9 protein-coding genes and 3 pseudogenes are annotated in these 11,535 nt (G+C 66.8%); 6 read left to right on the forward strand and 6 right to left on the reverse strand.

Translation table 11 applies throughout. From position 1 onward, the window contains the following. Nucleotides 1-67: 67 nt before the first annotated feature. The 3 genes and pseudogenes from BLV31_RS26010 to BLV31_RS10585 form a co-directional block, all read left to right on the forward strand. Nucleotides 68-270: pseudogene (locus tag BLV31_RS26010) on the forward strand (IS1634 family transposase); the annotation flags it as partial. A gap of 435 nt (nt 271-705) precedes the next feature. Continuing rightward, nucleotides 706-828, forward strand: a complete 123-nt coding sequence (locus tag BLV31_RS25705; RefSeq protein WP_019291312.1) for a hypothetical protein — start codon at nt 706-708, stop codon at nt 826-828. Nucleotides 829-854: 26 nt separating this feature from the next. Beyond that, nucleotides 855-1,340, forward strand: a complete 486-nt coding sequence (locus BLV31_RS10585) for a hypothetical protein (RefSeq protein WP_033097161.1) — start codon at nt 855-857, stop codon at nt 1,338-1,340. A gap of 415 nt (nt 1,341-1,755) precedes the next feature. On the opposite strand, the gene BLV31_RS10595 is transcribed toward BLV31_RS10585, so the two are convergent. Further along, nucleotides 1,756-2,697 carry a GlxA family transcriptional regulator gene (locus tag BLV31_RS10595; RefSeq protein ID WP_064061579.1) on the reverse strand — a complete coding sequence of 314 codons (942 nt, stop codon included), beginning with the start codon at nt 2,695-2,697 and terminating at the stop codon, nt 1,756-1,758. A 107-nt stretch (nt 2,698-2,804) separates the two neighbouring features. On the opposite strand from BLV31_RS10595, the gene BLV31_RS10600 reads away from it, so the two are divergent. Continuing rightward, a complete protein-coding gene (locus BLV31_RS10600; protein WP_006247389.1) occupies nt 2,805-3,116 on the forward strand; it encodes a putative quinol monooxygenase in 312 nt (103 codons plus the stop codon). A 298-nt stretch (nt 3,117-3,414) separates the two neighbouring features. Here the strand turns inward: BLV31_RS10600 and BLV31_RS10605 are convergent. From BLV31_RS10605 to BLV31_RS10615, 3 genes and pseudogenes are all read right to left on the reverse strand, one after another. Beyond that, nucleotides 3,415-4,160, reverse strand: a pseudogene (locus BLV31_RS10605) (oleate hydratase); the annotation flags it as partial. A 45-nt stretch (nt 4,161-4,205) separates the two neighbouring features. Further along, entirely contained in the window at nt 4,206-5,063 is an 858-nt protein-coding gene (locus tag BLV31_RS10610; protein ID WP_064061576.1) for a 3-hydroxyacyl-CoA dehydrogenase, read from the reverse strand. A 13-nt stretch (nt 5,064-5,076) separates the two neighbouring features. Then, entirely contained in the window at nt 5,077-5,763 is a 687-nt protein-coding gene (locus BLV31_RS10615) for a TetR/AcrR family transcriptional regulator (RefSeq protein ID WP_248846291.1), read from the reverse strand. Nucleotides 5,764-6,136: 373 nt separating this feature from the next. Here BLV31_RS10615 and BLV31_RS10620 point away from each other — a divergent pair, with 373 nt between their 5' ends. Both BLV31_RS10620 and BLV31_RS10625 read left to right on the forward strand, forming a co-directional pair. After that, nucleotides 6,137-7,204 carry an IS110 family RNA-guided transposase gene (locus BLV31_RS10620; RefSeq protein ID WP_064061575.1) on the forward strand — a complete coding sequence of 356 codons (1,068 nt, stop codon included), beginning with the start codon at nt 6,137-6,139 and terminating at the stop codon, nt 7,202-7,204. 127 nt (nt 7,205-7,331) lie between these two features. Further along, a pseudogene (locus tag BLV31_RS10625) lies at nt 7,332-7,532 on the forward strand (ISL3 family transposase); the annotation flags it as partial. Between the two features lie 350 nt (nt 7,533-7,882). On the opposite strand, the gene BLV31_RS10630 reads toward BLV31_RS10625, so the two are convergent. Beyond that, on the reverse strand, nt 7,883-9,727 hold the full coding sequence (locus BLV31_RS10630; protein ID WP_064061573.1) for a siderophore-interacting protein: 1,845 nt from the start codon (nt 9,725-9,727) through the stop codon (nt 7,883-7,885). Nucleotides 9,728-9,816: 89 nt separating this feature from the next. Then, nucleotides 9,817-11,394, reverse strand: coding sequence for an AMP-dependent synthetase/ligase (locus BLV31_RS10635; RefSeq protein ID WP_064061572.1), 1,578 nt, complete (start codon nt 11,392-11,394; stop codon nt 9,817-9,819). Between the last annotated feature and the right edge of the window lie 141 nt (nt 11,395-11,535).

Raw genomic sequence — 11,535 nt, forward strand, 5'->3', positions numbered from 1 at the left:
TCACGAGTTCGAGCATGTGGCGCGCGGGTCACTAATCGAGCGGAGTTTGGGGGTGGTGGATCTGTACGTGGTGCAGTGCAAGACCGCCTCCGGGGCCATCGGCGTGCAGATCTGGGAGAAGATCCGCGGTCGGCGCCAGATGATCGCGCACATCGGCTCGGCTCACACGCCGGCGAGCTTGCGGCATTGATCGAGATTGCTAAGCAACGAATCAACGCTAACCAGCACGAACTCGATCTCGGGCTGGAGGATCGAGCCTCGGCGGTGGTCCGAGGTGAGATAGTTTTGAGCCACCCACCGGATGGCTCTCGGGCATCAGAAGTTACCGTTGGATACAGTTCACTTGGCCTCCCCGAAACCATAACCGAGAGATTCAAGAACGAGGCAGGCCAGACGTTTAGCCGATCAAGGATAAAGTGATACAGCAATGCCAACCACATTGACAGTTGATAACGAAACAGTCGAAGCTCTTGTCGAGAAACTCTCCAACGACCGCTATTTTCTCGCCGAATATCCCGCAGACCACGCTGCCTTTATCCTCTTTACGAGTCAAACACAATAAAACTCCTTGCCGCCGCTTATGGGTCTCAGCGTGAGGATAACGTCGGCGACATCCACCCCAAGACGTTTGGGATTCTAAAAGCGGTAGTCAACAACACTTGGCTCGACAACCGGGAAGACCAACCCGGCGAACCTGTCGCAGGGGTGATCCAGTGCGACCTCGAGGCGAAGTCCGCAACCGTGACCTACCACCTCGGCAACGAAGCCGAGGCCTGGCGCTTCAACGATGACAACTCCATGGAGCTTCGAGCCGCGCTGGCCCCCTGACCCGACCCCCACTGAGAGGACTTGGCATGCCCGCTCCCCAGACGACTGACCCGACAGCGCTGCTCGGCCGGTGGGAATTGACCGGCTTCTCCGAACAGGACGCCGGACACCGCTCGGGCAGCTACGCGATCATCTTCCGCGACCGTTCGCTCTACACCCCGGAAACCATCTCCCCCGCCGGAGGCGAAACGCTCGAGATCACCGACTCCGACGGCGAGGTCCACTTCTCGATGCGAGGCGGCGCCAAGGTCCCCTGGACCTCCGCCGAGAAGGAGCAGGGCGTCCTGACCGACTCGATCGAGGACCAGGACGGACGCATCGTCAGCAGCGTGGCGCCATACCTCCGCATGGAGCGACTCGTGGACGGCACCTGGGTGAGCAAGTACTCCGACAGCGACCTCGACATGAACAGCAACCTGTTCACCGACGGCCCCGACCTCATCCTGATGGTCACCACCATCGTCGACGAACTCTACGTCACCAAATACTTCTACCGCTTCTCCCCAGCCTGAGCATTCCGTGCGACCATTACAGGCTCTTCCCAGATGACGGTGTAGGTCGGCCGGGCGCGTCGGTCCGCAGATAGACGTCGAGGTCTCCCGACGATGGAGGTTCCTACGCCATCCATCCGAAAGACCTCGACGTGTCCGACGCTACCCCGCCGGCCGGCTTCGGCCGCCCTGACCTGACCGCCTTCGCGGCTCATCCCAATCGACCCTGATCGGGTCTGCTGACCTCCTCGACGAGAACGCAGCGACATCACAGCCACCCGACCCCGACCGTCCGGGAAGCCGGGGCACGTCACATGGCCTGTGCTGCGGGCGTGTCGAGTGGGTCGTCCAGGGGCGACGCAGGAGCGTCGACGCGACGTGCTGAGAGGTGGTTCCAACCGAGCGCTAGGACACCGGCTACAGGCATGGCGATAGGTCAGGAACGGCGTCGCTCCCTGCGCAGGAGGGAGCGCAGAGTCTCGGCGTTCGCGTAGCCGACCCGTAGCGCGATCTCGGCGGAGGTGAGGTCCGTGGTTGCTGAGAGGTGCCGAGCTCGTTCGATGCGAAGCCGTTGGACGAAGCCGAGCGGAGTGAGGTTGAGCGCCGCACGGACTCGTCGTTCGAGGGTCCGCCGGCTGGTGCCGAGCGACTGCGCGACGAAGGCGACGTTGAACGGTTCGTCCAGGCGGGCGCGCACGAAGCGTTCGAACTCGACGACGATCGGGTCCTCGTGCCGGAGATGTTCGTAGGCGACGAAGGCCGCCTGCGACGGACGCTCGTCGATGATGAGGAGCTTGGCGACATATTGGGCCAGGTCGGGGCTGATCGATCGCACGAGTGAGAGCGCGAGGTCGATGTGGGCGAACGCGGCGCCGGCGGTGACGAGGTTCCCGTCGACCACGACCATGGTGTCGAGATCGAGGGCGACGGTCGGATAGCGCTTCAGGAACTCCGGCCCCAGGAACCAGCTGGTCGTCGCCCGCCGATGATTCATCCGTCCGGTCTCGGCGACGGCGAACACGCCGGTGCACGCCGCGGCGATCCGGGTGGTCGCGTCGTCGAGGCGCCCGAGTGAGGCGATGACCGAACGTGCATCTCGGCTCTGGAGGGCGTCGTTGGTAGCGGCGGCCGTGAGGGTTCCAAGCGCAGGGACGATGACCACGTCGAACTCTCCGGACTCCGACAGCGGGTGGTCTACCGACAGGGTCATCGATGCCGTCGTGGTCACTCGCCGTTTCGGTCCGAGGATGGCGAGTTCGATCGGGTCGATCCGCGGGTCGACATCGCCGCGGGCTCCGTCGGCCACCCGCACGATGTCGATGACCGACGCGACAGCCGAACCGAAGCAGCCGTCGATCGCGATCAGTCCGATACGCATGGCGCGAACAATAGCAATACTGTCGTATACGCCACTCCCCACCGGCCCTCGCTCGTCATACGCTGAACTCGCCCCACGAAGAACCCCGACTTCAAGGAGAACCCCTCATGTCCACACCAGCATCACTTCCGTATGCATTCGTCGCCAAGATCGTCGCGGCCGATGGACAGCACGACGCGCTCGCCGATCTGCTCGCCGGCGCTGTCGCACTCGCCAACGAAGAAGTAGGAACGATTGTCTGGTTCGCGGCTAGGACCCACGCCGACACCTTCTGGATCTTCGATGCATTCCCCGACGAGGCCGCTCGCGACGCCCACGCCAACGGCGCCATCGTCGCAGCCCTGATGGCCAACCAGCACCTCCTCGGCGCAGCACCCGAGATCCTGGCGGCCGACGTCCTCGCGTCCAAGCTCCCGTAGTCCGCCAACGCACGAGACGATCGCGCCCCGCCGAGCCGTCGGACCCGACCGCCTCGACACCCGCACCACGTTGACGATCCCCGACGGGCCGATCACGAGGAGGCCAGGCAACACCAGGCGCAAGCCTGGAGCGGCACTGTTTCACCGGTGGTCATCGAGAGAGCCAGCGCGGTTCCATGGCAGCGCAACTGTGTCAACTTGCCCTCCGTCCCGCGAGGCGCCGTGGGCGGGTCGTGGTTGCGATCCGTTGCCGTGACGGGAGACGCGTTGCGCGTCGCAGCGATGACGGGTCGTTGGCGAAAGAGGAATGCTTGGCCGCGATGCGCCGCCACAGGTCCCACGCCCGCGCGGGACCTTCGTCGAGTCTGGCCGCATTGTGGTGGGTGCCGTCGTCGGAGTTCTCTGTGAGCGAACCGATCGTGGCGAGCACGAGGTCGTCGGGACCGAGGTCGACGCCGCCGGGCACGCCGCCCTTTGTCCAGTGGATGCGGGTGGCCTGTTTACGGTCGCCGTCGAAAACGAAGTCGATGTCGGTGACCTCGGTGGAGAACTCGAATCTCACGCCCTGGTCCAGGAGCCAGCGGTACATGGGCAGCACGAGCGATTCGTAGCTTTCTCGCTCAGGCCGAACTCATTGTTGGTGACGAACTCCTCGCCCTGCCGGTGTGTGACCCGGTTGAGTGAGTAGTTGGGGTCGTCTTTGTTGAGCCAGTAGAACTCGTCGAGGACGGATCCGTCGACCTCGAGCGACGGGATGGTGCGGAACAGATCCCAGAGGCACTCCATGTGGTCTTCCATCTCGCGCCCGCCGCGGATGACAAACCCTTTGTCCGGCTTCTTGATACCGTCCAGCGCGCCGCCGGGCAGGTCCAGGCGCTCGAGGATTGTGATCTTGTCGCCGGAGAGTTGCCCGTCGCGGATCATGAACACCGCCGAGGCCATCGAGGTGAGCCCGGCGCCGACGAACCAGGCGGTCTTGTTCTCGACTCCCTCGGGCTTGCGGGGGCGGGCGAAGGCTTCGTAGTTTCCACTGCTGTAGTACATCTGGCTTGCACGTCCTCTCGTGGACTGTTCTGCCGCGGTCGTGGGTCAGTTGTAGGTGTAGAAGCCCTCGCCGGTGGCGACGCCCAGCTTGCCGTGGTCGATGTACTCGCTCTTCAGCCAGGCCGCGAGCGCCTGGTCCTCCTCCCCGCCGTGGGCGAGGATGTTGTACGGGGTGGCCAGGCCGATGACATCGGTGATCTGGAAGGGGCCCATCGGCGCTCCCGTGCCGATCCGCCACACGTTGTCGATGTCCTTCGGCTCGGCGTATCCGCCGGCGGCGAGTGCGTACCCGGCGTTGAGGAACGGCACCAGTAGCGAGTTGAGGACGTAGCCGGACTTCTCCTTGTACACGGGGATCGGAACCATCCCGATGTTGCCGGCGAAGGCGACGACCTCGTCGAACACGGCCGGATCGGTGTCGGCGGTGCCCATCACCTCGGCGGTGTTGAACTTCCAGACCCGGTTCGCGAAGTGCAGCGCGAGGAACTTGGCGGGGCGTCCGGTGGAGTCCTTGAGGTCGCTGGGCAGAAGTGTCGACGAGTTCGTTGCGAAGATCGTCTTCTCCGGTGCGAGCTCGCCGAGCCTTCGGTAGGTGTCCTGCTTGATGGACAGTACCTCGGGGATCGCCTCGATGACCAGATCCGCGTCCGCGACCGCGTCGGCGAGGTCGGAGGAGAACCGGACGCGGGTGAGCGCCTCGTCCGCTTTCCCCTCGGCTGCCCCCGCGACTCCGTCGTCCTTGTAGGTGGTGACGAGAGCGTCGAACCGCTTCTTGGCTGCCTCGGTGGCGTCGCTGCTGATGTCATATGCGGTGACCTGGAAGCCGCTGTAGGCGGTCTGGAAGGCGATCTGGGTGCCGAGGACTCCGGTTCCCAGGACGGTCACGTGTGTGATGTTGCTCATTGTTCTGTTTCCTTCATTCCTTCTCGGGCGGCGGATCCGGCCGCCGGGGTGTGTGCAGCACGCCGGTCACGATGAGCGTGACCTGACGTCTGAGGTCGTCGATCGCGTCAGCCTCGGGGATGTCCGAGGCCGTCATCCGAGCGATCGCGAGATGAGTGACGGCGAACAGCGAGGATCCTGCGACGCGTGCCTCCCCGTCGCTGAGGGTCGGAGCGGCGCGTCGTAGCGCGTCGGAGAGGGACGCCTCGAGCTCGAAGATCAACGCCATGCCCTCGGCCCGGAACTTCGCGTCGTGAGGGCCGAACAGCAGCTCCCGCTGGTACGCAGCACTGTTCTCCGGCTCACGTGCGGCAGCGACGACGAGCGGGTGCAGGCGGGCGAAGACCGCGGCGGCAGGATCCGGCGTCAACGCCGCACGCGCGGCGCCCTCATCTATCGATGCCCGGAGTGCCTCGTTGTAGACCATGAGCAGCAACTCGCTCTTGGTCGCTGCGTACCGGAACAAGGTCCCCGCTGCGACCCCGGCCGCGGCGGACACCTCCTGCGTCGTCACTGCGGAGAACCCGCGCGCACGCAACAGGTCGGACGCGGCGCGAAAGATTCGCTCCCGCTTGAGCCGCATGTTCTGCTCGCGGCGGGACTCTATCTCCCGAACGCCCGGGCGCCGTCCGCGCTCTGAAAGCTGCTGCACCTCGCTCACATTAATGAGCGTACTCATTTTTTTGCGGACCGCAAAGGGCGTACGCACGCGATCGGCGACAGGCGTGGCCGGTGTTGTGGTTCTTCACTATGGATCTCGTGGACCGGTTGGTCTGACTCCTTGATGGGCGTGACGGTCTCGGCTCGGTGGGCGCAGGATGGGTCTGGTGGGCGGGTCTGGCTCACGGCTCTTCTGACGCCACTGCAGGTTGGTGGCTGTCCTGTCTGCGACGTGTCGACCGGCTCGGCTCACTCGTTTGAGTGCAGCCCGGCGGGCCGTCATGTCCTGATAGGAGTCTGGCGAGATCCCCGATAGTGAACTGACTGACGCCCGGCCGGACTGCGCACCCGACAAGATGGAAGGGCGCAGTCCCATGGTGAATCAGGATCACCTCGAGGTCTACGGCGGAATCGATACCCACGCCGACACCCACCACGTCGCAGCGATCGATGCCACCGGACGACGACTGGCAGATGTACAGGTCCCAGCGACCGCGGCCGGCTACCAGGCGGCGTTGCGGTTCCTGCGGTCCTGGCCTGGGCTGGTGAAGGTAGGCATCGAGTGCACCGGCTCGTACGGGGCTGGGGTCAGTCGTGCGATGCAGGTCGCGGGCATCGCGGTCAGTGAGGTCAACCGCCCCAACCGGTTCGATCGCCGGATTCGCGGCAAGAGCGATCCCTTCGACGCCTATTCGGCCGCTGAGGCGGTGCTGTCGGGTCGAGCCAGCGCCGCACCCAAGGGTGGCGATGGGTTGGTGGAGTCGCTCCGGGTGCTGCGCACCTCGAGGTCGTCTGCACTGACCGCCAGGACAGCGACGATCAACCAGATCAAGGGCATGCTGATCACGGCGCCAGAGGAGCTGCGTTCGCGTTACCGGGGCCTGTCGAACACCAAGTTGATCGCTGCGCTGGCGGCGTCACGACCGACACCTGCGCCGGTGACCGCAGCCGAGGCCACGGCCTACAGCCTGCGGCTGCTGGCGCGGCGCTGGCAAGCACTGACCGAGCAGATCGAGGACTTGTCCGGGCACCTGCAACGGCTACTCGAAGACCATGCCCCGGACCTGATGAGCGTCTTCGGCTGCGGCCGAGACACCGTGGCGCAGCTGCTGATCACCGCCGGCGACAACCCTGACAGGCTACGCTCGGAAGCCGCGTTCGCGGCACTGGCCGGAGCCTGTCCGATACCGGCGTCGTCGGGCAAGACCAACCGTCACCGACTCAACCGCGCAGGCGACCGGCAGGCGAACTCAGCGCTCTACCACATCGTGCTCGTGCGGCTGCGCTACGACCAGCAGACCCGTAACTACGCGACACGACGGATCGCGGAAGGCAAGACGAAGATGGAAATCATCCGCTGCCTGAAACGGTATCTCGTTCGGCAGCTCTATCCACTCATCGTCCAGACGCTGCAGCCTCGACGCCAAACGACCGCCGCTTGACAGCAAGTCAATAGGAGTGTCGCGCAGTTGAGGGGGTGGGTGGCTGAGCGCGTCGGTCGCCGGATGAAAGTCGAGGCCTTCCGATGATGGAAGCTCTCACACTGACCATCCGCCGGAAGACCTCGACGTGCACCACGCTACCTTCGCGACCCCCGACCTGACCGTCTTCTTCCACCTCGACGAGCTCGGTCTTGTGGCCGTCGGTCAGCTGCTCGAGCCGGATCGCGCGGTGATCGAGTGCCGCGTCGCCGAGCCGGACCCGTGGTGCCGGGGATGCGGTAGCCGGGCGCTCTCGCGCGGGACGGACACGCGGCGTCTCGCCCACGAGACATCCTCGCGTTCTTCGACCGGACCGGCACGTGCAACGGCCCGACCGGGACCGTCAACGGGTGCCTGGAGCGCCTCCGCGGCTCGGCCCTGAACTTCCGGAACCTGACGAACCTCATCCGGTCGAGACAGCTGAGGAAGGCTCCGCCTCGGTGCGCCTGGTGGACACGCACGCTTCCGAATAGCCCTGTGGCTCGGGACCATCCGTCCAGCGCTGGGGCGAGTTTCGACAAGCCTCCCGCTAGGTCCACCGTTCGGAAGACATTCCTCGCGGGAGACTTCCTCGCAGCAGCTCTTCTTGTCGTTCTGCAGCGGCCCCGCGCGTCGCGAGGCCGCTGCATTCTCACGATCTCAGCCCGCCGAGCCGGTGGACGTGTACAGCGTCATGCCCCAACCCACCGTCGTGCGCTCGGGTTCCGCGAGGCCGGCCGCCTCGAACAGTGCCAGGTGGTCCTCGTGCGTACGACCACCGCCGCCGCTGAGCGCGAAGTCGACGAGATCGTCCTCGTAGTCGTGCTCACCGGCGATGTCGTCGAGCACAGTGCCGAAGACGAGGACCCGGCCGTCCGGATTCAGTCCCGCCGCCGCCTGCTGCAGCACGTGCACGGCGTCGGCATCGGGCAGTTCGTTCAACCGCCCGGTCAGCAGCACCGCGTCGACCGGTTCGGGGCGGGTTTCGAGCATGCTGCCCGGCGTATAGGCGACGCGCTCGTGCTCGCCGTGGACGCGACGCAGGACCTCGATCTCCGACGGCGCGGCCACCACGGTCGCCCGTACCCACGGATTCGCCGTGACGAGGGCGTGGGCGTAGGAACCGGCGGCCTCACCGGAGACCGCGATCGTGGAGACATCGGAGGGCACCTTCGCCGCGAGGGCACTGGCGAAGTAGACGGCCATTTCGGCTTCCTGCTCGTACCGATCCGTCAGGAGAGCGGTGTCGTCTGTGACGCGCTGCGCGAAGCTCTTGCCGAACCGATGTGCGTCGTCCCCGCGACCCGTGCGGACGGCAGCGAGCAGTGCGAGCATGCCCGCCAGTTCCCGCTGCGCGTGCACACCGTCGAGTCGCAGTTCCTCGAGGTGGTGGTCGTCCTCGAGTTCACGGCCGACGCCGGTGAGCCGGAACCGGCCCTCGCCCAGATCCTCGGCCACCCCCACGGCGACGAGATAACGGAGAAGTTTGCCCAGACCGGTGCGGTCGGTCCCTGTCTTGGCCACGAGTTCGTCGAGGGTGCGCGGCGACGCGTCGAAGGCCGTCGCCAGTCCGATGGTCGCTGCGACCCGCAGCGCGAAACCCGGTGCGATCTCGGCCAATTCGTCGAAACGGTCGCGTTCGTCCTCGGTCGCCTCGAAATCGGGCAGGGAGGCGTCGGCCTCCGACACCGCGACTTCCTGACGACGCCAGTAGCCGGTGACCTCCACCTGTTCCTTCGGCAGGCCCTTCTCATTGCGCAGCCACCGCCGGATCGGGGTGAGCGTGAGGGCCTCACCGGCCACCCACGCGAAGACCGTGCCGTCCCACCACTCGGCGGCCCGGAGGGCATCGAACAACAGGGTGGTCGTGCCCGGCTCGGCGCCGTCGCGGCTCAGCCAGGTCAGCTCCACACCGGCGGGAACGGGAAGATCCTGCCGATTCGAGTCGTCGGCGATCTCGACGAAGATCCGGCCGCGTGCACCCTCCGGCCAGTTCTCGAGCCAGCGCCCGATGGCCGGCAGCGCCGTCTCGTCGCCTGCCACGAGCGTCCAGTCCACGCCCTGCGGGTGTCCGGCCGACGACTTCGGTCCGGCGATCTGGATGGTCTCACCGGGTTCCGCGCGGTACGACCAGCTCGACGCGGGACCCACGCCGTGGCGCACGAAGTCCACGTCGATCTCGCCGGCGACCGGATCCCAGCGCCGGACGGTGTAGGTGCGCATGAGCAGCTTCGGATCGCGCGGCCAGTTCACCACGCCGTCAGCCTGGGTGGGGCCGAGGGCCTCGTCGAGTTCGGGATGCTTGAACATCAGCTTGAACTCGTCGTCCACACCGTCGGACCGGAACGCCTCCACCGGGAATCCGTTCGGCGCGACGTGCGCCCGCAACTGTTCGCCCCCGAGGGTCACCCGCCGCATCCCGGGGCTCACGTCCGTCACGCGGAGCACCTTCAGGTACCGCGTGGTGATCGGGAAGACCTCGAGGGGGCGAAGACTACGGGCCATGGGTGCGTTCTCCTCGGCAGGGGATCGTGGACGGCGGAACGACCGGTCTCTCCGCCCGCGCGGTGACCTGCGTTTAGGCGAACCTTACTTCAGAGGGCATCCGTCTGCCGCGACCCGTCCTGGCCCGCGCGACGACCGTTCGCGTACATCTCGTCGACGAGACTGGCGTACCGGGCGAGCACGCGATCCCGGATCGGACGCCCGGCCGGATCGAGATCGTCGGTCTCCAGCGGCTCGCTCACCGTGACGAAACGGCGGATGCGTTCCCACGGATCCGATCGGGCGTCGAGCTGTTCCAGCGCGGCCGCGACGACCGGTTCCGGCGCGGTGGTGAACACGAGACCGACGCAGTACGGGCGCAGCTCCCCGGCCACGACGAGTTCGCTGCCCGGACACATCCGGCGCCAGCGGTCGGCGAGCGCGGTGGGGCCGACGTACTTTCCGGTGCTGGTCTTGAAGGTGTCCTTGCGGTGCCCTGTCACGACGACGAATCCGTCGGCGTCGATCTCGGCGAGATCGCCCGTGTGGAACCAGCCGTCGGCGTCGAGCGCGGCGGCACTCTCTGCGGGATCGTCGTGGTAACCGGTCATCACTCCGGGACTCCGAATGAGGAGTTCGCCGGTGTCGGCGATCCGGACCTCCGTGCCGCGCAGTGGTCGGCCGACCGTGCCGGGGCGGTGCGCGCCGAGCAGGTTCGCGCACGACGGTCCGGAGGTCTCCGTGATCCCGTAACACTCGAGCACCGGTACACCGAGCTGCTCGAACCGCCGGGCGACGTCTTCGGACAATCGCGCCGATCCGGAGACGACGAAGCGGAGCCGACCCCCGAGCTCGTCCCGTTCCAGCCGGGCGATCTTCTCGAGCACGTGCGGGACCGATCCCAGGAAGGTCGGCCGGACCGTGCGCAGATTCGCGGTGACGCGGTCGGCGCGACCGTCGACGGCGGTGCTCACACCTGTGTGCATGGCCATGAGCAGCAACGACCGGCCGAAGACGTGCGCGAGCGGCAACCACAGCAACTGACGGTCGGACGACGAGATCATCCCGGTCTGCGCGACGGCACGGGCGCCGTAGGTCGTGCCCCGGTGGGTCAGGCACGCGCCCTTGGTGCGGCCGTCCTCGCACGCCGTGTATATCAGCGCGGCCTCGTCATCCGGGGACAACGCCGCGATCCGTCGCTCCACGACGTCGGGGTCGGTGCGCAGCAGACGGCGCCCTTCGTCGGCGAGCTTGTCGAGTCCGTCGATGCCCAGGACGTCGGTGGCGGCGACCGGCCGGTCGGCGACGGTGAGGACGGTGTGCGCACGCCGGATCTGCGACCGCACCTCGTCGTCGCGGGTCGCCGGGTAGATCGGGACGGTGACGCCGCCCGCGCACGCGATCGCGAGGTCGGCGACGACGGTCCGATAACAGGTCGTCGCGCAGATCGCGACCCGCGATCCGGCTCCCACACCCCGACCGATCAGTCCCGCCGCGAGGTCGAAGACCTCGCGGCGTACGTCCGTCCACGTCGAAGGACGCCACCGTTCACCGTCCGGGCGCAGGTAGGCGACGGAGTCGGGGGAGCGGGACACCCGGTCGAGCAGCAGACGCGGCACGGTCGCGGGGAACCCGTCGCGACCGTCGATCGCGGTCGCGGTGCCCGTCGTCGCGCGGGGGTCCGCCACTGTTCGCAGCACCTCCCACGGACGAGGAATCGATGTCGCCCCAGTGATCGGAATGCTACCGCCGGCCGGGGTCCGAGGGGCCGAAGTGGCGCAGTACGCGATGCACGCGTCGGCAGGGGCCGGGGCTCCTCCCGGGAAGGC

Source organism: Rhodococcus pyridinivorans (assembly GCF_900105195.1).
Classification (GTDB): Bacteria; Actinomycetota; Actinomycetes; order Mycobacteriales; family Mycobacteriaceae; genus Rhodococcus; species Rhodococcus pyridinivorans.